The sequence below is a fragment of the Arthrobacter mobilis genome (assembly GCF_012395835.1).
Lineage (GTDB): Bacteria > Actinomycetota > Actinomycetes > Actinomycetales > Micrococcaceae > Crystallibacter > Crystallibacter mobilis.
The window spans coordinates 1-25,570 of the sequence record NZ_JAAZSQ010000024.1 but is presented as its reverse complement, the minus strand read 5'-3'; the positions used below and the strand labels follow the sequence as shown (position 1 = coordinate 25,570).

General features: G+C 71.2%; 21 protein-coding genes and 1 tRNA gene. 7 read left to right on the top strand and 15 right to left on the bottom strand.

The features are described 5' to 3' along the window. Positions 1-2 precede the first annotated feature (2 nt). Positions 3-824, bottom strand: coding sequence for a TspO-related membrane protein (locus HGG74_RS18230; RefSeq protein ID WP_168488688.1), 822 nt, complete (start codon positions 822-824; stop codon positions 3-5). A 47-nt stretch (positions 825-871) separates the two neighbouring features. Here HGG74_RS18230 and HGG74_RS18225 point away from each other — a divergent pair, with 47 nt between their 5' ends. Beyond that, positions 872-1,390 carry an O-acetyl-ADP-ribose deacetylase gene (locus tag HGG74_RS18225; RefSeq protein ID WP_168488686.1) on the top strand — a complete coding sequence of 173 codons (519 nt, stop codon included), beginning with the start codon at positions 872-874 and terminating at the stop codon, positions 1,388-1,390. Positions 1,391-1,589: 199 nt separating this feature from the next. Here the strand turns inward: HGG74_RS18225 and HGG74_RS18220 are convergent, their stop codons facing one another. The 10 genes from HGG74_RS18220 to HGG74_RS18175 all read right to left on the bottom strand — a co-directional run bounded on the left by HGG74_RS18220 (position 1,590) and on the right by HGG74_RS18175 (position 14,758). Then, complete coding sequence (locus tag HGG74_RS18220; protein WP_168488750.1) at positions 1,590-2,522, bottom strand: RluA family pseudouridine synthase; 933 nt, start codon at positions 2,520-2,522, stop codon at positions 1,590-1,592. Between the two features lie 32 nt (positions 2,523-2,554). Beyond that, the gene (locus HGG74_RS18215; RefSeq protein ID WP_168488684.1) at positions 2,555-3,304 is read right to left on the bottom strand and encodes a DUF427 domain-containing protein; all 750 of its coding nucleotides are present in this window, start codon (positions 3,302-3,304) and stop codon (positions 2,555-2,557) included. Between the two features lie 97 nt (positions 3,305-3,401). Further along, positions 3,402-5,393: a DUF6541 family protein gene (locus tag HGG74_RS18210; RefSeq protein WP_246263033.1), complete on the bottom strand. Its 1,992-nt coding sequence runs from the start codon at positions 5,391-5,393 to the stop codon at positions 3,402-3,404. A 28-nt stretch (positions 5,394-5,421) separates the two neighbouring features. Beyond that, positions 5,422-6,240, bottom strand: coding sequence for a DNA-formamidopyrimidine glycosylase family protein (locus tag HGG74_RS18205; RefSeq protein WP_168488682.1), 819 nt, complete (start codon positions 6,238-6,240; stop codon positions 5,422-5,424). Next, on the bottom strand, positions 6,233-11,011 hold the full coding sequence (locus tag HGG74_RS18200) for an ATP-dependent helicase (protein WP_312856897.1): 4,779 nt from the start codon (positions 11,009-11,011) through the stop codon (positions 6,233-6,235). The genes HGG74_RS18205 and HGG74_RS18200 overlap by 8 nt, the downstream gene beginning before the upstream one ends. 55 nt (positions 11,012-11,066) lie before the next feature. Further along, positions 11,067-11,729: a DUF4232 domain-containing protein gene (locus tag HGG74_RS18195; RefSeq protein ID WP_168488680.1), complete on the bottom strand. Its 663-nt coding sequence runs from the start codon at positions 11,727-11,729 to the stop codon at positions 11,067-11,069. Between the two features lie 234 nt (positions 11,730-11,963). Beyond that, a complete protein-coding gene (locus HGG74_RS18190; RefSeq protein ID WP_168488678.1) occupies positions 11,964-12,683 on the bottom strand; it encodes a YcnI family copper-binding membrane protein in 720 nt (239 codons plus the stop codon). A 71-nt stretch (positions 12,684-12,754) separates the two neighbouring features. Continuing rightward, entirely contained in the window at positions 12,755-13,369 is a 615-nt protein-coding gene (locus HGG74_RS18185) for a hypothetical protein (protein ID WP_168488676.1), read from the bottom strand. A 74-nt stretch (positions 13,370-13,443) separates the two neighbouring features. Then, positions 13,444-13,911, bottom strand: a complete 468-nt coding sequence (locus tag HGG74_RS18180; protein ID WP_312856893.1) for a 23S rRNA (pseudouridine(1915)-N(3))-methyltransferase RlmH — start codon at positions 13,909-13,911, stop codon at positions 13,444-13,446. 1 nt (position 13,912) lies between these two features. Continuing rightward, positions 13,913-14,758: a thioesterase family protein gene (locus HGG74_RS18175; protein WP_168488674.1), complete on the bottom strand. Its 846-nt coding sequence runs from the start codon at positions 14,756-14,758 to the stop codon at positions 13,913-13,915. A gap of 83 nt (positions 14,759-14,841) precedes the next feature. Here HGG74_RS18175 and HGG74_RS18170 point away from each other — a divergent pair, with 83 nt between their 5' ends. The 6 genes from HGG74_RS18170 to HGG74_RS18145 all read left to right on the top strand — a co-directional run bounded on the left by HGG74_RS18170 (position 14,842) and on the right by HGG74_RS18145 (position 21,789). Beyond that, positions 14,842-15,642 (top strand): alpha/beta hydrolase, encoded by an 801-nt coding sequence (locus HGG74_RS18170; RefSeq protein WP_168488672.1) that lies wholly within the window; start codon positions 14,842-14,844, stop codon positions 15,640-15,642. A gap of 102 nt (positions 15,643-15,744) precedes the next feature. Continuing rightward, positions 15,745-17,181 (top strand): M20 family metallopeptidase, encoded by a 1,437-nt coding sequence (locus HGG74_RS18165; protein WP_246263031.1) that lies wholly within the window; start codon positions 15,745-15,747, stop codon positions 17,179-17,181. Between the two features lie 67 nt (positions 17,182-17,248). Then, positions 17,249-18,568 carry an MFS transporter gene (locus HGG74_RS18160; RefSeq protein ID WP_168488668.1) on the top strand — a complete coding sequence of 440 codons (1,320 nt, stop codon included), beginning with the start codon at positions 17,249-17,251 and terminating at the stop codon, positions 18,566-18,568. 59 nt (positions 18,569-18,627) lie between these two features. Beyond that, positions 18,628-19,476, top strand: coding sequence for a tryptophan 2,3-dioxygenase (gene kynA, locus HGG74_RS18155; protein ID WP_168488666.1), 849 nt, complete (start codon positions 18,628-18,630; stop codon positions 19,474-19,476). Between the two features lie 42 nt (positions 19,477-19,518). Then, the gene (locus HGG74_RS18150) at positions 19,519-20,772 is read left to right on the top strand and encodes a kynureninase (protein WP_168488665.1); all 1,254 of its coding nucleotides are present in this window, start codon (positions 19,519-19,521) and stop codon (positions 20,770-20,772) included. Between the two features lie 78 nt (positions 20,773-20,850). Beyond that, a complete protein-coding gene (locus HGG74_RS18145; protein ID WP_168488663.1) occupies positions 20,851-21,789 on the top strand; it encodes a LysR family transcriptional regulator in 939 nt (312 codons plus the stop codon). A gap of 148 nt (positions 21,790-21,937) precedes the next feature. Here HGG74_RS18145 and HGG74_RS18140 read toward each other — a convergent pair whose 3' ends face one another. The 4 genes from HGG74_RS18140 to tadA all read right to left on the bottom strand — a co-directional run bounded on the left by HGG74_RS18140 (position 21,938) and on the right by tadA (position 25,386). After that, positions 21,938-22,384, bottom strand: coding sequence for a hypothetical protein (locus HGG74_RS18140; RefSeq protein ID WP_168488661.1), 447 nt, complete (start codon positions 22,382-22,384; stop codon positions 21,938-21,940). A gap of 1,703 nt (positions 22,385-24,087) precedes the next feature. After that, positions 24,088-24,177 (bottom strand) — tRNA-Ser (locus tag HGG74_RS18135). Between the two features lie 61 nt (positions 24,178-24,238). After that, the gene (locus HGG74_RS18130) at positions 24,239-24,754 is read right to left on the bottom strand and encodes a hypothetical protein (RefSeq protein ID WP_168488659.1); all 516 of its coding nucleotides are present in this window, start codon (positions 24,752-24,754) and stop codon (positions 24,239-24,241) included. A 170-nt stretch (positions 24,755-24,924) separates the two neighbouring features. Then, a complete protein-coding gene (tadA, locus tag HGG74_RS18125) occupies positions 24,925-25,386 on the bottom strand; it encodes a tRNA adenosine(34) deaminase TadA (protein ID WP_168488657.1) in 462 nt (153 codons plus the stop codon). Positions 25,387-25,570: the final 184 nt, after the last annotated feature.

Below are 25,570 nucleotides of genomic sequence, written 5' to 3'. Positions count from 1 at the left end.
CGTCAGGATGGCGGCGGGGTCAGGACGAACAGGGGGTAGCCGCGGCGCAGGCTCAGCCGTTCGTGGTGCTCCACCTGGAACCGGCGGGCCAGGGCGCAGACCAGCACGAAGAAGCAGCCGAAGCCGGCGGCGACGGCCACCGGGACCGAGTGCGGTTCGCCGGCCCAGCGCCCGGCCACCAGCCAAGCCAGGGCCCAGCCCAGGCCGAGCGCCACCGACATCCGGCCGCGGCCGGACATCGCGGCCGCCGCGCCGGCGTACGAGATGGCGGCGACGGCCAGCACCGCCCATACCGTCGCGTCCCCGAACCGGACCTGCCGCGCGGCCAGCCAGATGGCAGCATTGGCGCCGGCAGCAGCCATGATCCAGCCCAGGTACAGGCCCATCGGCGCATCCACCAGCAGGCTGTCGCCCCGGCTCGCGTCGGGCCACAGGTTCAGGATGTGCACCGCGGCGGCCAGCGCCGGCAGCAGGGCCAGCATGGCCAGGAACGTCAGGCCGACGGAACCGGCCTGCGCGGCCAGCAGCCAGGCTGCGTTGAGCAGCATCGAGGCCGCCGCCAGCCAGCCCATGCGGCGCTGCCGCGGGCTGCGGCGCTGGGACGGCCACCATTGGAAGACGGTGTAGGCCAGCAGGCCCAGGTAAATCGGGATCCAGACCAGGAACGCGCCGGTGTCCAGGGACAGCAGCGTCCGGCCCGGCGCGAAGGCACCGCCGGCGGCGTCGGCGACGGAAGGTCCGCCGGCCAGGCCGGAGCTTCGCACCGCGGTGAAGCCGCAGGCGGCCATGGACAGCGTGACGGCGAGCTGGCGAAGCGCATCCACCTCTTCAATGTAGCCGTGCGGCGGCTCCGGTGGCAGACTGGGAGGCCATGGAAATCAGCATTCTGGAGGGCGACATCACCACCCGTGCGGTGGACGCCGTGGTGAACGCCGCCAACTCCGGCCTGCTCGGCGGCGGCGGGGTGGACGGTGCCATCCACGCCGCCGCGGGTCCGGAGCTGCTGGCTGCCTGCCGCGAGCTGCGCCGGACCAGATTGCCCGACGGGCTGCCGGCGGGACAGGCCGTGGCCACCCCGGGCTTCCGGCTGCCGGCCCGCTGGGTCATCCACACGGTGGGGCCCAACCGCAGGGCCGGGCAGACCGATGCCGGGCTGCTGGCCTCCGCCTTCCGGCAGAGCCTGCTGGTGGCCGAGGAGGTCGGGGCCCGCAGCGTCGCCTTCCCGGCCATCGGGGCCGGCGTGTTCGGCTGGGACGCCGAAACCGTGGCCCGGGCGGGCCTGGGCGCTGCCCTGGGACACGACGGCGGGGTTCAGCTGGTGGAGTTCGTGCTGTTCAACCCGCCGCTGGCCGAAGTGTTCCGGCGCGTCCACGCCGAGCTGGCCGGCTGAGCCGGCGACTTTGCGGTGCGGATGAGCTTGCGGTTCACAAACTCGTCCATGCCGTGTTTGCCCAGTTCGCGGCCGGCGCCGGAACGCTTGATGCCGCCGAAGAGTTCGGCGGCGCCATAGCCACAGCGCGGTGCGCGTGTCCGCCTCCGCAGGCTGACCGCAGCATTCACGGCGCGGGGGTCCGGGGGCCGTAAGCCGTTCAGGCGCCGGCACCCACTTCGCAGGCGCCGGCTGCGGCCCATTCGGAGAGCTCCAGCCGGCTGCGGTACTCCACGGGCCGGCCGGACAGCGGGTCGGTGAACCGGATGCCGCGCGCCAGCAGCTGCAGCGGGCGGTCGAAGTCGTCCGGGGCCTTGTCCAGCAGCACCGGGTAGAACGGGTCGTGCAGGATCCCGATGCCCAGCGAGGCCATATGCACGCGCAGCTGGTGGGTCTTGCCGGTGTGCGGCTCGAGCCGGTACCGGCCCAGCCCGCCGCGGGCCTCGAGCAGCTCGATCCGGGTCTCGGTATTCGGCTCGCCCGGCACGGTTTCGGCCAGCAGGTAGGTGCGGGACTTGACCATCCGGTTGCGCACCAGCAGCGGGAACTCGTGGGCCGGGTCCACGGGGGCGACCGCCTCGTATTCCTTCTGCACCCGGCGCTTTTCGAACAGCACCTGGTACTTGCCGCGGGTGTCCGGATTGGTGGAAAAGAGCAGCACGCCGGCGGTGAGCCGGTCCAGCCGGTGCATCGGGATCAGGTCCGGGATCCCTAGCCGGACCCGCAGCCGGACCAGGGCGGACTCGCTGATGTAGGTGCCGCCCGGGGTCGTGGGCAGGAAATGCGGCTTGTCCACGACCAGGATGTTCTCGTCCTGGTGCAGGATGTCCACTTCCACCGGGAGGCGCTGCTCGGACGGCAGCGTCCGGTAGTACCAGATGAAGGTGTGCTCGGCCAGCGGCGTGCCCCGGTGCAGCCGGACCCCGCCCTCGCCGACGATCTCGCCGCGGTCGAAGCGCTCCAGGATGCCGTCCGGGTCCACATGGCCCCAGCGGTGCAGCATGTAGTCCAGGGCGGTGGCCCAGGGGCCCTCGGCGGGCAGGCGCAGGCGGGTGGCATTGACGCCGTCGCGCACGGGCAGAGGGGATTTCATCACCCATCAAGGGTACCGGTCCGGCCCGCCGGCTACTCCGCGACGGACCAGGCCGTGATGGGCCGCTGCAGCCGGACCCCGTCCACGTCCAGGTCGACCCGTTCGTTGAAGAAGCAGACCAGGCCGCGGATCTTGGGATTCTCCGGGACCGGATCCGGGTAGCTCCAGGCTGCATCGCGCACGAAGGTGTCCCCGGCGCGCAAGGACCAGTAGCGGGCCTGGCCCTTGTACGGGCAGGCGGTGACGGTGTCGCTGGCTTCGAGCAGCCCGGTGCGCACGTCCTCGAACGGCAGATAGTAGCGCGTGGGCAGGTGCGTCTCGAAGAGCAGCAGCGGCCGGATGCTGTCCGCCACCACCTGCCCGCCGGCGGACACCTGCACCCGGCGGGAGCTGCGCAGGGTATCCACGCGTTTGTACGGATCGCGCGCATGCACGAAGACGCGCTCGTCCTCCTCGTACCACTCCAGCTGCCGCCAGGAGAAGGTGATGTGGCCGGCGAGCGGGGCGAACACGCCGGAAGGGTCCGGGTGCGCCCGGGCCGCGCCCGCGGCCTGCCTGCCGCCGGCCCGGACGGTCCAGGTCCGCTCGCCGCGGGGGCCGGGGGCCTCTTCGGCCAGGGCACCGGCGAGGACGTCACCGGCCGGAAGATAGTAGGTGGGCAGCCGGTGTTCGCCGTACTGGATCAGCAGCAGCGCCCGGCTGCTGTCGGCGACCAGCCGGTCCCCGAGCCGGACCCGGATCCGCCGCGGCGTCGCTTCGACGACGGGAGCAGGAGTCTCCATGCGCACACTCTACTCCGGCGCCGGGACGGCTCAGCGCGTCGGACCTTCCCACCACCCGCTTCGCCCGCGGCGGGGCCCGCGGCGCTTGCGGCGAACGCTAGCTGCAGCCGGTGATCCGGTACAGCCGGGCATCCTGTCCCTGCTGGTCCACCAGTTCGAAGCCGGTGGCCGGGGAGAGGTTGTCCAGCCCCGGCATGTGCGGGACCTTGTCCCAGCTGACCGATTGTTTGCCGAAGTCCAGCACGTACTGCACATTGTGTTCGCGCACCACCGGGCAGACGGCCGGGTCCGTGGTCATCTCGTCCAGCCGGTCCAGCAGCAGTTGGGCGTCGGCCCGCGGGGCCCGTTCCCCGGAGGGCAGCAGCGTCTTGATCCCGGTATAGGAATACGACAGCGCCGCCCCGGTCAGCGGGTCCCCGACCGTCACCGCGCCGGCGGGCACCACCTGGGGCAGCCGCTTGATCAGGGCCAGTTCGTCCGAGGACAGCAGCGGCGACGCCTCGGTGAACCGGTACTTCGCCGCGGCGTCGTTGATCCCGCGCATGACGGCGAAGAACGGCACCACGGCCAGGCTGACCACCACCAGCACGGCGGTGGCGGCCGGCCGCAGCCAGGCCGGCTGCTTCCGGTCCCGCTTGGCCAGCCAGGCGCGGAAGAAGGACCGGGCGGTACTGGCCAGCGCGGTGCCGCCGATGGCGGCGGTGAGGATCCCGGCGGCTGGCAGCAGGGCGCTGATCCGGAAGAAGTCGTTGTAGAACACGCCGGTGATCCACCAGCGCAGATCCGGGGCCTCCTTCCAGTTGCCCGCCACGTAGAACACCGCGGCCAGCAGGAAGATGCCCAGCGCCCAGCGGTGTTTGCGGGTGTTGAGGATGACGGCGGCGCCGACCACCGTCAGCACCGTGGGCAGGATGGCCATGGGCTTGTCGATCGCCCCATGGGTGAAGACCTCCACCATCGAGCGCAGCACGTGGCCCAGGTTGTCCCAGTTGCGCGTGCTGCTGCGGCCCGGGCGGACCAGCACCCAGACAATGACGACGGCGGCCAGGTAGCCGGCGGCGAGCATGGCGGCCGTGCGCCGCAGTTGCGCGTTCCCCGGACCGGCAGCCCGGCACCAGGTCCGGCGCGCCGCTGCCAGGACCGGGGGAACGGACAGGGCGGCCAGGGCCAGGATGGAGGCCGGATGGGCCAGCGCCATGCCCGGCAGCAGCGCGGCCAGCACCAGCGCGGTGGCTTCGGTGGACAGCGCCGCCGGCACCCCCAGCCGCAGCAGCTGGATGACCAGGCCCAGGGCCACCGGGAAGATCGCCATCGAGAGCAGGAACGGGTAGACCACGCCGAATTCCAGCAGCAGGTACGGGAAGGTGCTGTAGGCGGTGGCGAGGACCGCCGCCACCAGCAGCGGCAGGGTGCGCTCGCCGGTGACGCGGCTGACCAGGAACAGGCAGCCCAGCGGCCACAGGCAGGTGACGATGACCAGGTTGGTGACGTTGATGGCCGCCGGGATCGAGATGCCGGTGGCGCTCTGGACGAGCGAGACGGCGTCGTGCCAGCCGGCCGGATAGAAGGTGCCGCCGCCGACGGTGCCCAGGTAGCCCAGGGACAGGGACGAGCCGTTGCCCGTCTCGGCAATGTAGCGCAGCGCGTTGAGGTGGAAGATGTTGTCGTGCGACTGGGCGATGTTCTCCGGACTGCCGAAAATTCCCAGCAGCACCGCGCCCAGGAACACGCCCGGAACCGCCCAGGCCAGCGCGATCGAACGCCACGGCGCCGGCGGCGGGAGGGCCGCGGAATTGTGGTGCACCGGCACGCGCCACCGGGTGAGTACCTGCCGCCTGGCCAGGGCCAGCAGCACGGCCACGGCGGCGGTGACGGTCAGCAGGACCGGCCAGGACCAGGACCAGCCGGTCAACCCGCCCAGCTCGGCGGCGGCGGCGATGGCCGTGATGCTCAGCGGCCCGGCCGCGGCCAGCAGGGTCAGCCGGCGCAGGCCCAGCACCGCGCCCCAGGCCAGGCCCGGCCCGAGCAGGAACAGGACAGTTACAGCCAGGGCGGGAATGGTCGGAACCCAGTCCAGCACCCAGCTCATCGTCCCCCCTATGGAATAGTCCTGACCATCATACGGTGGGGCCTGCGGCGGGACCGGGCTGGCAGCGCGGGCAGTAGTAGAGATCGCGCTGATCCAGTTCCGTGTTGCCGAGCCGGGCGTAGGCTACCGGCCCGCCGCAGCGCCGGCACGGTTGCCGGGCCCGCCCGTAGACCCAGTAGCCGCCCGCGCGGCCGATGGTGCCTCCGGCAGGTCCGCCCGTGGTACTGCGCGCGCCCCGGTCCTTGTTCGCCTCCAGCAGCTGCTTGGACAGGCGGACCACCTGCTGCAGGTCCGGGACCTCGGCCACCGGGGTGAGCGGATGCACCCGGGCCAGGAAGCAGACTTCGCAGCGGTAGATGTTGCCGATCCCGGCCAGGTTGCGCTGGTCCAGCAGCGCCAGCCCCACCGGCCGTTCCGGGTCCAGCCGGAGCCGGCGCAGGGCCTCGTCCTCGTCCCAGTCCGGGCCGAGCAGGTCGGGCCCCAGGTGCCCGACCACCTCGTCCTCGCGGGAACGCGGCACCACGTCCAGCAGGCCCAGCTGGAAGCCGACCGCCGTCGCCGCAGCCGTTTCGAGCACCACCCGCGCCTGGAAGCCCGGCTTCCGCCAGCGCTCGCCGGGCCGGTAGACCTGCCAGCTGCCTTCCATCAACAGGTGAGAATGGATGCTCAGGTCCCCGGCGCGGATGAGCAGGTGCTTGCCGCGCGAGACCGCCTCGTCCACGGTCCGCCCGGACAGGTCCAGGGTCGCGTAGCGGGGCACGCGGAAGTCGGTGCGCAGCAGCTGGCGCCCGGCCAGGGCGGCATGCAGCCGGCGGGCCGTGCGCCAGACGGTATCGCCCTCAGGCACGGAACCTCAGCCCGCGCGGGGTGCTGTAGAAGCCGGCATCGGCCAGGGCCCGGGCCAGCTCGGTATCGAGCACCGGGACGCCGTTGACCTTTTCCACCGCCATCTTGTCCGCGGCCCCGCGCCGGATCACCTCCACCAGCGCCCGCGCGCACTGCGTGAGCGCGTCCGGGTCCTCGGTGAAGGTCAGCAGCGTCTTGCCGCCGCGCTCCACATACAGGGCCAGCTCGCCGTCCACCAGCACCACCACCGCGCCGGCCTTGCGCCCCGGCCGGTGGCCGCCGTCGACCGCCGGCCAGGGCAGGGCGGCACCGTAGGGGTTGGCCGGATCCGTGGCGGCCAGGGCGACGGCGGCCGGGGCACCGGCGGTGTCAGGGGCCAGCTGGCTGTCCCGGACATAGGAGCGCAGCCGGTCCACCGTGGCCGGCACCGCGAACTGGGCGGCTCCGAGGTGTTCGATGAAGTAGCCGCGCCGGCACCGGCCCATTTCCTCCAGCCGTGCCAGCACCTTGTACATCAGCGCGAAGCCGCCGGGGACCCCTTCGGCCCCCACGGCCCCGCGGGTGACCACCCCGTAGCGGTCCAGCAGCAGCTCGGCGGCGGCGTGTGCGCGCACCGTGGCGTCCGCCTCCGCGGCGGGCAGCAGGGACCAGCGTCCGCCCGCCAGCGGCGGTGCACCGCGGGCGGGCACACCGGCCGGGCCGGCACCGGCGCGCAGGCCGTCCGCGCCGGGCAGCCGGCCCAGCCGGCCGGCACGCCGGAAGCCGGCGGTCCGGGCCCGCGGGGTGGCGGGGCGCTGCCGGTGCGCGGTGGTGCCGCCGGAGAGCAGGGCACGCACCGGGGCGAAGGTGTCGTTGCCGGCCCGCCCGGCCCAGACCAGCTCCCAGAGCGCGGTGACGAGGTCGGCATCGGACACCTGGGTGCCGGCGGCGGCCAGCGCGTCCGCGAGCTGGCGGAAGAACAAGGCGCCGCCGATCCGGCTGCCGCCGCCGGAGAGGACGTTGAGCAGCTCGTATTGCAGCACGCCCGGTTCGAAGTCCGGCTGCGGGTTAAGCGTCAGGTCGGCCGTTTCGGCCAAATGGAGGCAAAGCCAGCCGTCGTTGCCCGGCAGCGCCCCGGCCCCTGACCACAGGATCTCGCCGGTGGCCATCAGCTCGTCCAGCATGGCGGGCGCATAGTTGTCCACACGGGAGGCCAGCACCAGCGGCTCCCAGGCCGAGGCCGGGATCGGGACGCCGGCGAGCTGGTCCACCACGGTGGCAACGCCGTCCAGCCCGCGCAGCCCGGCGCCGACGTTCTGCCAGGCCGGCAGGAAACGGCCGTAGGCCGCCGGTTCCACCGGTTCGACTTCCTTGCGCAGCGCCGCCAGCGAGCGCCGCCGGATCCGGCGCAGCACCTCGACGTCGCACCACTCAGGCTCGGCGGTAGCTGCCGGGCGGAACTCGCCCTCGACCACCCGGCCGTCGCGCTGCAGCCGCTGCAGGGCGACGGCGACGACGGCGGGGCCCAGGCCCAGGCGGCGGGCGCATTCGGCGGCGGTGAAGGGTCCGTGGGTGCGCGCATAGCGGCCGACCAGGTCCCCCAGCGGGTCGGCGACCGGCTCGATGAAGGCCAGCGGCACGCCCACCGGCAGCGGGACGCCGAGCGCGTCGCGCAGCCGGGCGGCGTCCTCGATGGCGGCCCACTGCGGGGTACCGGCGACATGGACCTCCAGCGCCCGGTTGGCCCGCACCAGCTCCGTCAGCAGTGGCTGCACGTAGGCGTTGCCGTCCGTGTCCTCCGGGCCGGGCAGCTGCACGCGCTCGGCGACTTCCGCCGCCGTCAGCGGGCCGAGCAGGCGCAGCAGGTCCGCGATGCCCTCGAGGCCGCGCACCTTGCGGTCCTCGGTTAGCCGCTGCAGCTCGCGCTCGGTCTGGGCGATCACACCCTCGTCCAGCAGTTCGCGCAGCTCGGCCCGGCCGAGCAGGTCGTTCAGCAGCGCCGGGTCCAGGGACAGCGCCGCGGCACGGCGCTCGGCCAGCGGCGAGTCCCCTTCGTAGAGGAAGGTGGCGACGTAGCCGAAGAGCAGCGAGCGGGCGAACGGCGAGGGCTGCGGCGTGGTCGTCTCCACCATCCGCAGCTCGCGCCGCTCGATCCGCGCGGCAATCTCCTGCAGGGCGGGCAGGTCGTAGACATCCTGCAGGCACTCGCGCACGGTCTCGAGCACGATCGGGAACGTGGGGTACTTCCGGGCCACGTCCAGCAGCTGGGCCGAGCGCTGGCGCTGCTGCCAGAGCGGGGTGCGCTTGGCCGGGTTCTGCCGCGGCAGTAGCAGGGCGCGGGCGGCGCATTCGCGGAAGCGCGAGGCGAAGAGCGCCGAGCCGCCCACCTCGGTGGTGACGATCGCCTCCAGCTCCTCCGGGTCGAAGAGGAACAGGTCCGCTCCGGGCGGCTCGTCCTCCATCATCGGCACCCGCAGCACGATGCCGTCGTCGGCGGCCATGGCCGAGCCGTCCAGGCCGTAGCGCTGCTGCAGCCGGGCGCCTACGGCCAGCGCCCACGGGGCGTGCACGGGCAGGCCGAACGGGCTGTGCAGCACCACCCGCCAGTCGCCGAGCTCGTCGTGGAAGCGTTCGACGACGAGGGCCCGGTCGCTGGGGATGACGTCGGTGGCTTCGCGCTGCTCGGCCAGGTAGGCCAGCAGGTTGCCGGCGGCCCACTCATCCAGTCCGCCGGCGGCCAGGCGCCCGCGGGCCTGGTCCTCGGGCAGGCCGGAGAGCTCGCGCACGAAGGCGCCCAGCGCCCGGCCCAGCTCCACCGGCCTGCCGAGCGAGTCCCCCTTCCAGAACGGCAGCTTGCCCGGCTGCCCGAAGGCGGGGGAGACCAGCACCCGGTCGTGGGTGATGTCCTCGATCCGCCAGCTGGTGGCACCGAGGGCGAAGACATCGCCCACCCGGGATTCGTACACCATCTCCTCGTCCAGCTCGCCGACCCGCCGGCCGCCTTTGCTCCTGGCGCTGCCGGTGGTGCCGGGATCCTCTGAGCCGACCAGGTAGACGCCGAACAGGCCGCGGTCGGGGATGGTGCCGCCGGAGGTGACGGCCAGGCGCTGGGCCCCGGGGCGGCCGGTGATGGTGCCGGCGACGCGGTCCCAGATGATCCGCGGGCGCAGCTCGGCGAACTCGTCCGAGGGGTAGCGGCCGGCCAGCAGGTCCAGGGTCGCCTCGAAGGCCGAGCGCGGCAGCGTGGCGAAGGGCGCGGAGCGGCGGACGACGTCGAACCATTCCTCTACGTCGATGGTGCCCAGCGCCGTGGCCGCCACCGTCTGCTGGGCGAGGATGTCCAGGGGGTTGGCCGGGATAAACAGCGGCTCGATCCGGCCGGCGAGCATCCGCTCCACGGTGACGGTGGTGTTGACCAGGTCCTGCCGGTGCTTGGGGAAGAGCGCGCCGCGGGAGACCTCGCCGACCTGGTGCCCGGCCCGGCCCACGCGCTGCAGCCCGCTGGCCACGGACTGCGGGGATTCCACCTGCACCACCAGGTCCACGGCCCCCATGTCGATGCCCAGTTCCAGGCTGGAGGTGGCCACGACGCAGCGCAGCCGTCCGGTCTTCAGGTCGTCCTCGATCAGTGCCCGCTGGTCCTTGCTCACCGACCCATGGTGCGCGCGGGCCAAAACCGGTTCGGCCCCGGACGTCGAGGAAGGCGGCTTTAATACTTCCGAAAGCCCTCCAGGGCTTGAGGAAGTTTCGTTGCCGCCGTTCGACGCCGGAGCCGACCTCCAAGGTGGGCCGGCCGCTGAAGCAGCCTGCCGTTCGGCCCAGATTTCGTTGAGGCGGGCGGTCAGGCGTTCGGCGAGGCGGCGGGAGTTGGCGAAGACGATGGTGGACCTGTTTTCGGCGATCAGGTCCACGATCCGCTCCTCCACGTGCGGCCAGATCGACGCCGGCTGCGGGTTGGGATCCAGCTCGTCCGCCGCCGGGGGAACCAGCGCGGTCATGTCCTCGACCGGCACCGCCACGGTCAGGTCCCAGCTCTTGGCCGCCGGCGGCGCGACGATGTCCACCGGGGAGCTGCCGCCGAGGAACCGGGCCACGGTCTCCAGCGGCTCGACGGTGGCGGACAGGCCGATCCGCTGGGCGGGCCGGGCCAGCAGCGCGTCCAGCCGTTCCAGCGAAACGGCCAGATGCGCCCCGCGCTTGGTCCCGGCCACGGCATGCACCTCGTCCAGGATCACCGTGTCTACCTCCGCCAAGGTCTCCCGGGCCTTGGAGGTGAGCATCAGGAACAGCGATTCCGGCGTCGTAATCAGGATGTCCGGCGGGCGGGTGAGCAGCTGCCGGCGTTCGGCCGCGGTGGTGTCCCCGGAGCGTACGCCCACCGTGACCTGCGGGGCGGGCAGGCCCAGGCGCCTGGCGGTCTGCGTGATGCCGATCAGCGGCGCGCGCAGGTTGCGCTCCACGTCGACGCCGAGCGCCTTCAGCGGGGAAATATAGAGCACCCGGGTGCCGCGCTGTGCCGCCTGCCTCGGAGCCGGCAGGTCCCCGAGGGGCAGCTGGGCATCATCCCCGGCGGCCTGCAGGAAGCCGTCGAGTGCCCACAGGAAGGCCGCCAGCGTCTTGCCGGAGCCGGTGGGGGCCACCACCAGGGCATGGGCGCCGCGGGAAATCGCCGTCCAGGCGCCGGTCTGGGCAGGAGTGGGCGCGCTGAAGGCCCCGGTGAACCACTGCCGGGTCGCCGGGGAGAATCTGTCCAGGACCGCCGGGTCCGCTGCCTCGTACGTGTTGGTGCCGATGTATCCGAGACTATCGCCCGGCACCGTCAGCGTGCACCGGCGCCTGCCGTCCCGGTCATGCGGGCTGGAAGGTACCCACCGTCATCAGCACGATCTGCGCGTTGGCGCAGCCGACCGTGGACTGCGGCGCAATCAGCGAGGCCGTGTCGTTGGGCGGGTAGACCCGGACGCCGGCAACCTCGGTCAGTTCGCAGCCGTCCCCGTAGTTCTGCGCATTGGTCTGCTGCACTTCGGCGACGGCGGAGCCGCCCGGCGCCACCACGACGGCGGTCATGGCGGCCTCCGGGTTGCGCTTGGCCGGGGCGCCGACCTGCTTGCCGGCGGCGTCCATATAGGACACACCGGGGTAGCCCTGCAGCGTGCACGCGGTGCTCCCGGTGTTCTGCACGACCAGGTTCCGGTAGACGCTGCCGGCGGCCCCGCCGCCGGGCTGGGTGACGATGCTGGCCTTCAGCTGCGCGGCCGTGCATTCGCCGCCGGTGGCGACGGCAGCGCCGGTGCCGGTGGCGACGGCAGTGCCGGTGCTTGTGGCGGTTGCAGTGGCCGTGGCGGCCGGCGAGCCTGGGGGCGCGGCAACAGCGGACGGGGCGGCGGGGGCCGGGGTGCCGGTCCCGCTGGCGCTGGCCGGTGCCACGTCCTGGGATTGTCCGCAGCCGGCCAGGGCGGCTGCCCCCAGCGATGCTGCCGCCATTGCCATCCACAACCGGTTGCGCTTCATGTTTCCTCCGCTGTCACCCCGAACAGGTATCGAATTACCCACCCCATTATGCGCGCGCACCTGCCGGCGGACGGGCAGGCCGGCGGCCGTTTCCCCCGGACCAGCACGATCTTCCGCCGCTTTCCGGCAGCTTCGGCCCGGTGGAGCCCCGGAATCCGGGACCCCACCGGGCCGGCGGCAGCTAAACCTGCCAGGAAGTGGCGGTGGGAGCGCCCAAGAGTGGGCGCCCCAATCTCAGTTCCGCGGCCTGCGTGTGCGCACCAGGGCGGTGCCGCCGGCGGCCAGCCCCAGCAGGCCCGCACCCAGGCCAACCCAGCCAGCCACCGCGGAGGCACCGCCGTCGCCGGTGGTTGCCGCGGCAGGCTCGGCGGCCACTTCCTGCGGAGCTTCGTGCCCGTGTTCTTCGGCCACAGCCGCGGTGAGGGTGACGCTGGGGGCGGGGGACTCCAGGTCGTGGCTGTCCTGGCCCTGGGCGGGCAGCTGGGCCCAGTCGGTGCTGCCCTTTTCGCAGGTCTGCAGCACCGGGAAGGCCAGGGTCTGCCCCTCGGCAGCCGGCAGCGCGACCTGAAGCTGCAGGGTGTCCCGGGTGCCGTCCGCGACCGGGGTTTTGGCCGTGTAGACGATCCGGCTGGTCCGCTCGGTGATGGTGGTCCCGGTTTCCAGCTGCCGGGGCGTGTCCAGCTTTTCGGTCGCCTTCTTCACGTCCCAGCCCGGGTGGGCGGTCGGGGTGGCGTCGTTGAGCTCCTCCGGCAGCGAGATGGTGATGCCGGTGGTCGGCGAGCCGTCGCAGCCGTGGGCGAAGGAGAAGGTCAGCACCGCGGTGGAGCCGGCGGCGGTGCTGTCCGGGTCGACGTGTACGTGCGCCGAGGCAGCTGTGGCTCCGGCCAGCATCAGCGAGGCGGTGGCGGCGGTGGCCAGGACGGTCTTGAGGATACGGCGGTGGGGAGTATTCATGGAAGGACCTTTCGAAGGCGCGCGGAGGCGCGCAAGAACTGCAGGAAAAAGCGGCCGGGCAGGCCGGTGGTTCAGCGAAAGGCGGGCGCGGGCGGGCCGCGGAGCGGGTCGAGCCGGTAGTGGAAAAGCGGGCGGACCAGCAGCGGCGCCTCCGGCGGCCGGGCAGGGCGTACCGCCGGCGGAAGGACGACGGCGGCCGGCAGCGCGGCGAGCGGACGGAGCCAGGCGGCCAGGGCCCAGAGGGCGTCCTCGCCCTTGAGCAGCATCAGCCCGGTCAGCACCGTGGCCAGGACGTGGGCCGCGGCCATGTCCGGCCCGCCGGCGGCATGGGCCACGCTGCCGGCGGCGGCGCAGTCCAGCGAGGCCACGGCCCCGGGGAAGGTATGCCCGGCGTGTATGGCGGCGGCCGGGCCTTCAGGCATGCAGTGTCCGGAGACGCCGAGGGCGGCAAAGGCTTCGTGCAGCGCCAGCTGGCCGGCGCCGAGCATCCCGGCCAGGGATGCCGGGCCCAGCTTCCGGCCCGCCAGCACGGTGGCCGGCAGCAGGATAAGGGCGGCCAGGGCGGCGAGGATTCCGGGCTCCGGCAGTGTCCCGCCGCCGGCCACGTGGGCGGCGGCGGACAGGCTCAGGGCGGCCGCGGCGACCGCGGCCGAGCGCAGCAGCCGCCAGCGCGGTCCGGTGCCCACTCCGCCCCTCCATCTTCTACGTGTTGTCGAAAACCCTGCTGGAAGTGTACCGCGGGGGCCGGTGCCCGCCGCCGTTATTCGTGATGGTAGGGGCGCCCGCCTGCGATTTCCTGAGCCCGGTAGAGCTGCTCGACCAGGATCAGCCGGACCAGCTGGTGCGGGAAGACCAGCTTGGAGAGTGACCAGACGAAATCGGCCCGCTGGTGGATGCTCTCGTCCACCCCGTAGGCCCCGCCGATGATCAAGGTGACATTGCGGGCCGAATCCAGCGGCTGCTGCAGGGTGCGGGCCAGGGCGGGGGAGTCGATGTTCTTCCCGCGCTCGTCCAGCAGGATCACGAAGTCCCCGGCGTACTTGCCGCCGAGCTTGGCCAGCAGCGCCTCGGATTCCTCCCGGCGGGCGGCGTCGTTCTCGCGCGCCGAATGCGGGATGGCCAGCCAGGTCACGTCGAAGGGCTTCTTCAGCCGCTTCTCGTAGCGGGCGATGCCCTCGGCCACCCAGGATTCGTGCTTGCGGCCGATGGTGAGGATGCGCAGCGCCACGTCAGGACTTCGGCTCGGGGAATTTGCGCACGGTGAGGATCTGGGCGGCGCGGCCGAGGAAGCCGTGCTCGTCGTACAGGCCAGACTCGGTCAGCCCCACCCCGTGCTCGCCGAAGTGAACGGTGGTGTCCAGCCCGGTCCAGGCGCCTGCGGGCTGGCGGAACAGGTGGATGGTCAGTTCCACGTTCGGGAACATGTACTCGCGCGGGCTCCGGCGCACGGCGACGCCGTTGGCCGTATCCACCAGGCCCACGAAGCGGGCCACCGGCTCGCTGTCCTCGCCGTCGACAATGGCCAGCGGGGTGTGCACCCAGACCGAGCCGCGGCCGGGGCCGCCGTCGTAGGCGGAACGGCACTCGATGGAGCCGATGTAGCCGCCGGGCCAGGCCGCGGTGATCGCGTGCGGCGTGCACTCGGCCGGCGGCCGGAGCCGGCCGCTGGTGGTGCCCGCGACCGCGGCCGTGTCCCCGGTGAGCAGCCGCCAGACAAGCGCGCGGATGGCCGGGCGGCCGCCGTTGGCGACCAGCGTCGCTTCGACCAGTTCGATGGTCCGCCCCGGACGGACCACCTCGGTGCGCACTTCGAATTCACCGCCGGGAATGACGCCGAGGATTTCGAAGGTGAGCTGGCTGATGGCCATTTCCGGGCGCGGGTGGTTGCGCAGTATCTCGTGGACCAGCAGGCCCGAGGCCGGAGCCATGTGCTGCTCATGGTCGTTCCAGGCACCCTGGGAGTGCAGGGTGGAGCGGAAGCGGCCGCCGTCCAGGCGCACGTAGTAGGCGCAGGGCACCGGTTCGCCGGCTGCGCCGAGATGCTCGGAAACGGACAGGGTCAGGGGATCGGGCATGGGTACCAGTCTAGTGAAGCCGCCAATGAGCCGTGCCGGTAGCCGGTACCCTGTCAGGTGGACTGTGGAGAAGGAGCCCCGCCATGACTTGGAAAACGCGCCCGGCGACGTCGAAACGGTTGTCCTACGGGCCCCACCCGGACCAGTGGGCCGACCTTTACCTTCCGGCCGGACTGCCCGGCCGCGGCACCGTGGTGGTGGTCCACGGCGGGTACTGGCGGGATAAGTACACCGCTCAGCTGGGCGTTCCGATGGCCGAAGACCTCGTGCAGCACGGCTTTGCCGTCTGGAACCTCGAGTACCGCCGCGCAGGCAGCGGAGGGGCTCCGGGCGCCGGCGGATGGCCGGTGACGTTCGAGGATATCGCTGCCGGGATCGACCACCTCGCGGCCGTCGCGGACCGCTTCGGCCTGAATCCCCGCCGCACCGTGGCGCTGGGACACTCCGCCGGGGGCCACTTGGCCGTATGGGCGGCCGGACGGCACACCCTGCCTGCCGGGGCTCCGGGGGCGCGGCCGAAGGTATTGCTGGCCGGGGTGGTGAGCCAGGCAGGACTGCTGGACCTGGCCGCTGCGGAGCGGCTGCGGCTCAGCGACGGGGCGGCAGTGAACCTCATGGGCGGCACCCCGGACGAGCTCGGCGAAGCGTACACGCTGGCCGACCCGGCCCGGTCCCTGCCCATCGGCACCGTCGTCCACGCGGTGCACAGCCGCGAGGATACGGCCGTGCCCTTTGCCCTGTCCGCCCGGTACGTGGAGGCTGCGCGCGCAGCCGGCGACCCGGCCGAGCTGCACGAGGTGGCCGGGGACCACTTCGCCGTCATTGACCCGGCCCAGCAGGCCTACCGGACGTGCCGGGAGCTGCTCGAACGGCTGCTTCCCTGAGCAGGCCGCGAACCGCAGCCGGCAAGGTTTGCCTTTAAAGCAATGCTCCTGTCCGAAATCGAGACTGGTAGCAGGCGGGGAGCGCGACCTATCCTCGATGGCATGATGAGACCTGGAACACAGCTGGCGGAGCCGGTGCCGCAGGAGTTGGCGGAGAAGGGCGAACGCTACCTCGGGTCCGGGGAGTTTTTCGCGGAACTGGCCGGATTGGTCAGGCAGCGGACTGAAAGCGCCGGCACCGAGGCGGGCGTTGCGTGCAGGGCATACCTCACGCAGCGCATTGCCCCGATCCTCGAGCAGATCGGCTGCACCTGGCGGATCGTGGAGAACGAAGTCCGCCCCTCCGCCCCCTTCCTGCTGGCCCACCGGATCGAAGCCCCCGGCCTGCCCACGGCCCTGCTGTACGGCCACGGCGACGTGGTGGAGGGCCAGTCCGGCGAATGGAGCGCCGGTCGCGATCCCTGGACCCTGACCGCGGAAGGCGACCGCTGGTACGGGCGGGGCGCCGCCGACAACAAGGGCCAGCACCTGCTCAACCTCGCGGCCCTGCGGCTGCTTGTGGAGCACCATGGGCGCCTGGGTTTCAACCTGACCGTCCTCATCGAGTCGGGGGAGGAAGTGGGGTCCCCCGGGCTGGCCGAGTTCGCACGCGCCCACCGCGAAGAACTGCGGGCGGACGTGTTCATTGCTTCCGACGGTCCCCGCCTCGATGTGCAGGTTCCGACCCTGTTCCTGGGGGCCCGCGGCGGCGTCAATCTCACCTTGGAAGCCGACCTGCGCGCCGGGCAGCATCATTCCGGGAACTGGGGCGGGCTGCTGCGCAACGCTGCCACCACCGTGGCCGGTGCGGTTGGCACTCTGGTGGACGGGCACGGCCGCATCAGGTGCGCGGCCCTGCTGCCGGCGGAGCTGCCTGCCTCCGTCCGGCTGGCGCTGGCAACCGTCGATCTTCCGTCGCATCCTGGCGGCCCGTCGATCGACGAGAATTGGGCCGATCCCGGCCTGACCCCTGCCGAGCGCGTGTTCGGCTGGAACACCCTCGAGGTCCTCTCCCTGGACGCGGGCAACGCGGATGCCCCCATGAACGCCATCCCCGGCCGCGCGCGGGCGGTGCTGCAGCTGCGCTTTGTCGCCGGCACGGAGACCGACGGGATCCAGCAGCAGGTGCAGCGGCACCTTGATGCCGAGGGCTATCCGATGGTGCGGGCGACGGTGGGAACCATGTTCCCGGCCAGCCGCACGGACCCCGACCACCCCTGGGCGCGCTGGGCGGCCGACTCGCTCCGCCGGCAGGTCGGCGAGCGTCTGGCGGTCCTGCCGAACATCGGCGGCTCGCTGCCCAATTATGTCTTCACCGACATCCTCGGCCTGCCCACCCTCTGGGTGCCGCATTCCTATCCCGGGTGCAACCAGCATGCGCCGGATGAGCATTTGCTCGAATCCGTGGCCCGCGAGGGGCTGGCCATGGCGCTGGGCCTGTTCGCCGACCTGGGCGACCCCGGCCGCCGGCCGGCTGCTGCCTGCCTGTCCCGTCCCTGACTCCCGTTCCGCTTCATTCCGCCGACGACGTCCCGCCGCCATGGCCCAACGATCACGGAGACCAGTTATGACCACCGCTTTCCGCACTACGCCGCAGCCGCCGCCGGTCCTGTCCGGGCGCCGCCGGACACGGGCCGTGGCCGCTGCCACCATCGGCAATGCCCTTGAGTGGTTCGACATCGCCATCTACGCCCTCTTCGCCGTCTACATTGGCCGGAACTTCTTCCCGGCCGCCGATCCGGGCGTCGAGCTGATCCAGACTTTCGCCGTCTTCGGCGTCTCCTACCTCATCCGCCCGCTGGGCGGGCTGATTCTGGGCGGCTACGCGGACAAGCACGGGCGCAAGGCGGCCCTGGTCTGGACCATCCGGCTCATGGTGATCGGGACCGCCCTTCTTGCCTTCATGCCCAGCTACGACACGATCGGGCTGCTGGCACCTGCCGGCATCATCCTGGCCCGGCTGATCCAAGGTTTTGCCGCCGGCGGCGAGTTCGGCGCGGCCACCTCCTTCCTGGTCGAGCAGGACGGCGAGAAGGGCGGCAAGCGGGGCTTCCTCGGCAGCTTCCAGTTCGCCAGCCAGGGCCTGGCGACCCTGCTGTCGGCCTCCTTCGCCGCAGGCCTGACCGCTGTCCTGTCCGAGGAGGACATGGTGTCCTGGGGCTGGCGCGTCCCCTTTATCTTCGGCCTGCTCGTCGGCCCGGTCGGCTACATCATCCGCCGCTACGTTGACGAGTCCCCGGCCCTGGCCGCCGCGGACCAGTCCGAGGCCGAAGCTGCCGCCGCGCTGCACCCGGTGCGCACCCTCTTCCGCCATCACTGGGCGGGCATCCTGATCGCCGCCGGCGTGCTGGTGGTTTCGACCGCCCTGAACTTCATCCTCCAGTACCTGCCCACCTTCGGCATCAAGCAGCTGGGCCTGGACCCGTCGCTGTCCTTCGTGGCGCTGATGGTGACCGGGGTGATCCTGACCTTCCTCACGCCCGTGGTCGGGGCGCTCTCCGACCGGGTGGGGAGGATGCCGATCATGCTCCCCTCGGCGGCCCTGATCGGCCTGGCCGTGGTCCCGCTGTTCGCCTGGCTGATTGCCAGCCCGGCCTTCTGGACCCTGGTGGCCGTCATGATCATCCTGGGCACGCTCAAGGCCCTGTACTTCGCGGCCCTGCCCTCGGTGATGGCCGATGTCTTCCCGGTCCGCTCCCGCGCCACCGGGCTGGCGTTCAGCTACAACACCGCCACGTCCCTCTTCGGCGGGTTCACCCCCACGATCGCCGCCGCCCTCATTACCTTCACCGGCCAGCCGGTCGCCCCCGGGTACTACCTGGCCGTGGTCGCGATCCTGAGCATCGCCGCCCTGCTGGCGGCCGTCCGGTTCCGGGGTGTCCGGTGAGCGGGCACCTGCAGGCTGCCGCACCCCAATCCGCCGCACCACTACCACAGGAGAAGCCCATGACCGCCGGTGTCCGGGAAATCGAAGCATCGGTACGTACCGACTTCCACAACGCCATGTCGTACGGCCGCTACCTGGACCTCGGCCGCATCCTCAGCGCCCAGCACCCGCAGAGCCGGCCCGAGCACCACGACGAGATGCTGTTCATCATCCAGCACCAGACCAGCGAGCTGTGGCTGAAGCTGGTCCTGCACGAACTGCGCGAGTCCCGCCGGCTGCTGGATGCGGACGACCTCGGCAAGGCCCTCAAGTGCCTGGCCCGGGTGAAGGCGATCCAGCGGACCCTGACGGAGCAGTGGTCCGTGCTGGGCACGCTCACCCCGCGCGAGTACGCCCAGTTCCGCGGCGCCCTGGGCAGCTCCTCGGGCTTCCAGTCCTGCCAGTACCGGGCCGTGGAGTTCATCCTCGGCAACAAGCACCGCCGGATGCTCGAGGTCTTCACGAGCGAACCCGAGGCCCACCAGATGCTGGCCACGCTGCTGGAGGAGCCGACCGTCTACGACGCGTTCCTGCGGGCGCTGGCCCGCGCCGGCTACGACATCCCCCGGGACATCCTGGACCGCGATGTCACCCAGCCCTGGGTCTTCCGCGAGGAACTGGTGCCGGTGTTCCAGAAGATCTATGAGTCCGAGGACACGCCCTGGGGCTTCTACGAGGCCTGCGAAGACCTCGTGGACCTCGAGGACAACTTCCAGGCCTGGCGCTTCCGCCATCTGCGCACCGTGCATCGGACCATCGGTTTCAAGACCGGCACCGGCGGATCCTCCGGCGTGGACTTCCTCAAGCGCGCCCTGGACCTGACCTTCTTCCCCGAGCTCTACGCCGTCCGCACCGAGATCGGCCGCTGACCAGGCCTTGCGTCCGTTTCCGTCCCGTCCGAAGGTTGTTTGATGACATACCCTGCCTCCCCGTCCGCCGGAGTATCCCTGCCGGTGCCTGCCGCAGAGCTTGACGCCGCCGATCCGCTGGCGCGCTTCCGTTCCCGTTTCCTGGAGCCCGAGGACGGGCAGGTGGTGGCCTACCTCGACGGCAACTCGCTCGGCCGCCCCCTGGCAGAGACCGCCGGCCGCATGGGCGAGTTTATCGGCGGTGAGTGGGGCAACCGGCTGATCCGCAGCTGGGACGAATCCTGGATGGACGAACCCATCCGCCTGGGGGACCGGCTCGGCGACGTCGTCCTGGGCGCCGGGCCCGGCCAGGCACTTGTGGCCGATTCCACCTCGGTGATGCTCTACAAGCTGCTGCGCGCCGCCCTGGACGGCCGCCCCGGCCGCGACGAGATCGTCGTCGACCGGGACAACTTTCCCACCGACCGGTTCCTGGTCGAGGGCATTGCCGCCGAGCGCGGGGCCAGCATCCGCTGGATCGACGCCGACCCCAAGGCGGGCGTGCGTCCCGGCGACGTCGCCGCCGTCGTCGGCCGGCGGACGGCAGTGGTGCTGCTCAGCCACGTGGCCTACCGCTCCGGGTACCTGGCCGACGCCCCGGCCATTACCGCCCTCGTGCACGACGCCGGTGCGCTGATGCTCTGGGATCTGTGCCACTCGGCCGGATCCGTCCCCCTGCACCTGGACCAGTGGGGCGTGGACCTGGCGGTGGGCTGCACCTACAAGTACCTCAACGGCGGACCCGGCGCGCCAGCCTTCGGCTACGTGCGCGCCGGGCTGCAGGCCGAACTCCAGCAGCCGCTGTGGGGCTGGATGGGCGCCCACGACCCGTTCGGCATGTCCGAACAGTACCGGCCCGCCGACGGCCTGCGCCGCTTCCTCACCGGCACCCCGCCCATCCTCGCGATGCAGCCGCTCAAGCACATGGTCGAACTCATCGCCGAGGCCGGCATGGACGCGGTCCGGGAGAAGTCCGTGCTGCTCACCGAACGGGCCATCGCGCTGGCGGACGGGCTGCTCGCCCCGCTCGGCGTCGGGCTGGCCAGCCCCCGGGACCCGGCCCGGCGCGGCTCGCACATCACGATCGAGCACCCGCGGTTCCGCGAGGTGACCGCAGCCCTGTGGGAACGGGGCGTCATCCCGGACTTCCGCCCGCCGTACGGCCTGCGCATCGGGCTCTCGCCGCTGAGCACCAGCTTCGCCGAACTCGACGCCGGCATGGCAGCGGTCCGCGACGCGCTCCTCGAGGTGTCCTGAGCGGGGCAGGATGAGCGGAAGCGGCGCCGCGCGACCGGCATACGATGGTGCCGGAGGCCGCAGAAGGAGATGGTGGACGTGGTGACTTTGCTGCCGACCAACCTGCAGTACTTTGCCGAGGTGGCCCGCACCGGATCGGTTACGGAGGCTGCCGAACTCCTGCGGGTTGCCCCGTCCGCGGTCAGCCGGCAGATTGCCCGGCTGGAGTCGTCCCTGAATACCTCCTTGTTCGCCCGGCACGCCCGGGGGATGGCCCTCACCGAGGCCGGCGAGCGGCTCCTGGCCTACACCCGGCGCGCCGAACTGGAAACCCGCGACCTGATGGCCTCCATCGGCTCCGGGGCCACGGCGCAGTTCCAGCAGATCAGCGTCGCGGCAACCGAGGGGTTCGCCCACCGGGTCGTCCCCCGGGCCATGGCGCGGCTGCGCCGCGTCCACTCGCGCGTTTCCTTCAAGCTCCACGTGGTCGGCAGCGCCGAGGTGATCCGGATGGTGCGGGAGGGTGAGGTGGACGTCGGGGCCACCTATTCGCTCGGCCACCAGGACGGGGTGCGCATCGAACACTCCTCGACCTGGCCCCTGCACGCGGTGGTCGCGGCCGGCCATCCCCTGGCGGAACGGGAATCGGTGACTCTGGCCGAGGTGGCCGAGCACCCGCTGGCCCTGCCGATGCGGGACACCAGCCAGCGGGAGCTGCTGGATTCGGCGGCACGCAGCGAAGGCCTGTCCCTCGTGGCTGCGCTCGAGTGCAGCCGGGTGGCTCCCATCTACGAGTTCGCCCGCTCCGGCGAGGGGGTGGGCTTTATCAGCGAACTGGGGATCCACCAGCCCGACGACGGCCTGGTCCACGTGAAGGTCGAGCATTACGTCTTCGGGCAGCGCAGTGCCCAGCTGCAGACGCCGGCGGGGCGTCCCCAGTCACCGCTCGTGCTGGATTTCCTGCGGCTGCTGATTGGCGAGCTGGACCCGGACTATGTCCCGGAGCGGGCTGGTGCCCAGCATACGGCCCGCCGGTGAGCCGGCAGGTCCTGCCAAAGAGGCGCAATGCTTAAGCCCTAAGGGCTGCGCCGCGGCAAAGCGACGGCCCCTGCGGGCTGGCAATGCCGGGAAGCAGAGTCCCTCCTGTTGGCGGTGAGGGGCACCCATCCTGCCCGGCCGGGGCAGATCACTTGTGGTGCAGCAGCTTTCTAATCTTCTCCTGATCTGCCTTGAGCTGCCTGTTTTCACTCCGGAGGTCCTGGTTTTCTTTAGTCAGCTGGTCAACCCGGTCGTTCAGCTCGGCCATGAGGTCTTTGAGCGTGAGTTCGAAGGCTTTCTGGGCAGGTTCCTCCGTGGCGGCATACCCGCGCTCGAGATATTCGAGGGTGAGGGACTCGGGATCGATGCCGCTGTCCACGAGGTCCGTGAGGATGTTGTGTTTCCAGCCGAAAGCTTTCTCGATGCGGCGCAGGTTTTTGGACTGCGGCCAGACTTTTCCGCTCTCGAAGTTGTAGTAGCTGTTGAGCGGCATCCCGTCCAACAGTGGTAGAAGCTCGGGGCGGGTCCGCCTGTCGCGGGCCGACACGGCTAGTTTGGACACCTTGCGCTTAATTTCCTCGCTTCTTGGTTCCATGTGTCTGACTCTATGAAAGTTGTGTGAATCTGGAAAGCAGTCATGCGCCTTTTAATTTTTTTGTGCTTGTGGCCAATCTTGGGTCGGTTCTTTGGCGAGCAGCGGAGGATGGCCGCACAGTGCCGCAGGCAGGACGGCCAGGGCAGGCGTCACACCGACATGAAAGCCGTTCAGTGGATGCTCGGGCACAGCAGCGCGGCCCTGGCCCTGGACGCCTATGCCGGATTTTCTGTCCTGCGCAGTGGAACAGCGCCTCTCCGGGCAACATGTCGTGCACGGCGGTCCGGTCCTCATGGGCGGGCCGCCAGTCAGTGCGGTACTTGGAGGCCTGGAGCGCCCCCCGGTGATTGGGTGGACCCGCGCGCATGTGCGTTTGAAGTGGCAGGACGCTGACTTTCAGACGCATCCCCGCTGGGTGCCGGCACCCTGGGCCAAGCGGACCGGCAGGGAAGAATCGTTCTGGCAGGATCCCTGTGACATCCTCGATGGTCCCGCCGACGCACTGTACGGGGTCTCATTTCGGCAACGGTTCGGTGCGGCGTGCTGAAAGGGTTTACCTGCAACCGCCCAGTATGCTTTTCTTTTCCGGGGCACAGATGTTCCCCGCCGCCGGGCTTGTCCCCCAACCAAGCCTGCAAGCGGATGTTGCGGCCCCGGCCGGTTCCCCCAAGGCCGGTTGGGGCCGCAATTACGACATGCTGGCCATAGCGCCCCCAAGTCATGCGCTGTGACGAATGTCATAGGTTGAACGATAGCATCACTCACTCATTTTGTGCGATATGCACGAGAGGCCCACCAGCCGCCCACGCTGGCGGCACTCGCGCTACGCCCGGGGTTTCCGCGCCCCACCCGGAACAGAACCATTCCGCGGCCGGGCGCCGCTTCAGGCCTGGGGAGGCCACTTTGAACGTCAGGTCCGGAAAACAGCCGTCCAGGCGTGGTGTCCCCGCTGAACGCCGGGGATCCGGAGGCGGGGCGGAAGCCGAAGGCGGCCACGACGGTGATCAGGGCCTGCGGCGTTTTGGCGTCGATCCTTGATGATTCCGGGGCCGGCCAACGGGTCCCGACGAACGCTGCACGGGGCGTGAACCTGCCCGGGAAGCGCCGGAATCTGCACGTGCAGCTCTCCGCGGACAGGTCCATTTGCTGGCCGCGGACCCGGTATCCGGTCCTGGCGTACACCGGTCTCCGCTGGGGCGCGGCCGCGGGGCTGCAGGTCAAGGATCTCGACATGCTGCGCCGGCACATCCGCGTGGGAGCGCAACGCGGTGGAGGCCAGCGGCCGGATCGAGCTGGGTACTCCAAAGGACCAGCGGCGCCCCACCGTGCCGTTCCCCGCCTTTCTGGCGGATCGGTTGGCCGAACAGTGCCCGGGCAAGGGCCGCGAGGACTGGGTGTTCCCGGCCCGGACGGCGGTTTCCTGCGCTCGGCCCGGGTGCATGAGGATAACCGCTCGTGGTTCATGGGGCCCTGCAGCGGGCTGGGCTCCCGCGGATCACACCGCACGACCTGCGGCACGCGGCAGCATCGTTCGCTGTCTCGGCGCAGGCGAACGTGAAGGCCGTGCAACGGATGCTCCGGACGCCGCCGTCGCTCATCCTGTTCCGCGGTGAGGTGTGCCCAAATGTATCCAAAAGCCCGATGCCGGGCATGAAGAAGGGGCCCGCTTCCTTGCTATTGCTGGAAAGCAGGCCCCTTCGGGTTGGCGGTGACGGAGGGATTTGAACCCTCGTTGGCTTTTACACCAAACATCATTTCGAGTGATGCACCTTCGGCCGCTCGGACACGTCACCAACGCCATAACTTTACCCGGTGTTCCCCCGGTCCCCAAACCGGGAGCCCCAACGGCCGGCGTCAGCGTGACGGCGCAGGGGTCGGCGTCTCCGCCGGCGGGGAGGCATCCCCGGTGGGTAGGTACGGGCGGTATGGCTCCAGGGTGCCGTCCATGACGGGTACCTGCAGCTCCTGGCTGTCGGAACCGACCGTGATCTTGACCGGCACGAGGGCGCCGGGAATCCCGCTGATCGAGTCCAGCTGGGTGGGACGGGTGTCGAAGCCGTAGTCCGAGCCGCCGTCCACCGTGACGGCCACTTCTTCGTTGTTATCGGAAATGACCACCTCGGCGGGCGCGTCAGCGGTGTTGGAGAGCGTACCGAGCAGCCGTCCCGGCTGTGAGTCGCCGGTGGAGACAACCAGCAGGCTCCGCACCTGCACCGGGCCGACGTCGGCGTCGACGCCGTTGGCGATGGCCTCAGTTTCCTCGGTGCCGGTCTCCTGGCCGGTCTCCTGACAGCCGGTCAGGAACAGCAGCGCGGCGCTGGCCGCCAGGGCCGCGGCGGTCCGCCGCAGGGCACCGGGTCTCATTCCCATGGGGCGCTCCTGATTGAGGTCTTGGGCGGATGGCGGATGGGCAGGGCCCGAAAACGTCGGTATTTTCACGATGCCCTAACGGCCGGGGCCAGGCAAGGGGTCGCCGGCGCAGTGAGCCTGGCACCCTCTGGGCCATCGCCAGGACGGCGGCCACCTGCCGGCAGCGCGGCTCAGCGGTGGCCGGCGAAGAACTCCCGCAGCAGCGCCCCGCATTCGTCCTCGCGCACGCCCGGGTAGACCTCGACCCAGTGGTTGAGCCGGCGCTCGCGAAGGATGTCGAAGACGCTGCCGGAGGCGCCGGCCTTTTCGTCCCAGGCGCCGAAGACCACGGTGGGGATCCGCGCCAGCACAATGGCGCCCGCGCACATCGGGCACGGTTCCAGCGTGACCACCAGCGTGCAGCCGTCCAGCCGCCAGGAACCGAGCACCTGCGCGGCCTGGCGGATGGCGACCATCTCCGCATGCGCCGTCGGGTCCTGGTGGGCCTCGCGCTCGTTGCGTCCGCTGCCGATGACAGTGCCGTCCGGGCCCACGACGACGGCGCCGATGGGGACGTCCTCGGTGCGCAGGGCCCCGCGGGCCTCGGCAAGGGCAAGCTCCATCCAGGCATGGTGGGAGGCGGACCGGTTCATGGGTCAATCTTCCCGGTGCGGGCCGCCGGCCGCCAATCCGCCCCGGCCGCTCTCTTCGCTCGTCTGCTCGCGGCGGGGCCCTCGGCAAGTGAGCCGCCAGGGGTCCCCCTGCGCGCAGCGTATGGGGAGGCGGCGAATGAACAGCTAGCTGTACTGACCACGGACATTGGTGATACCCGGCGTG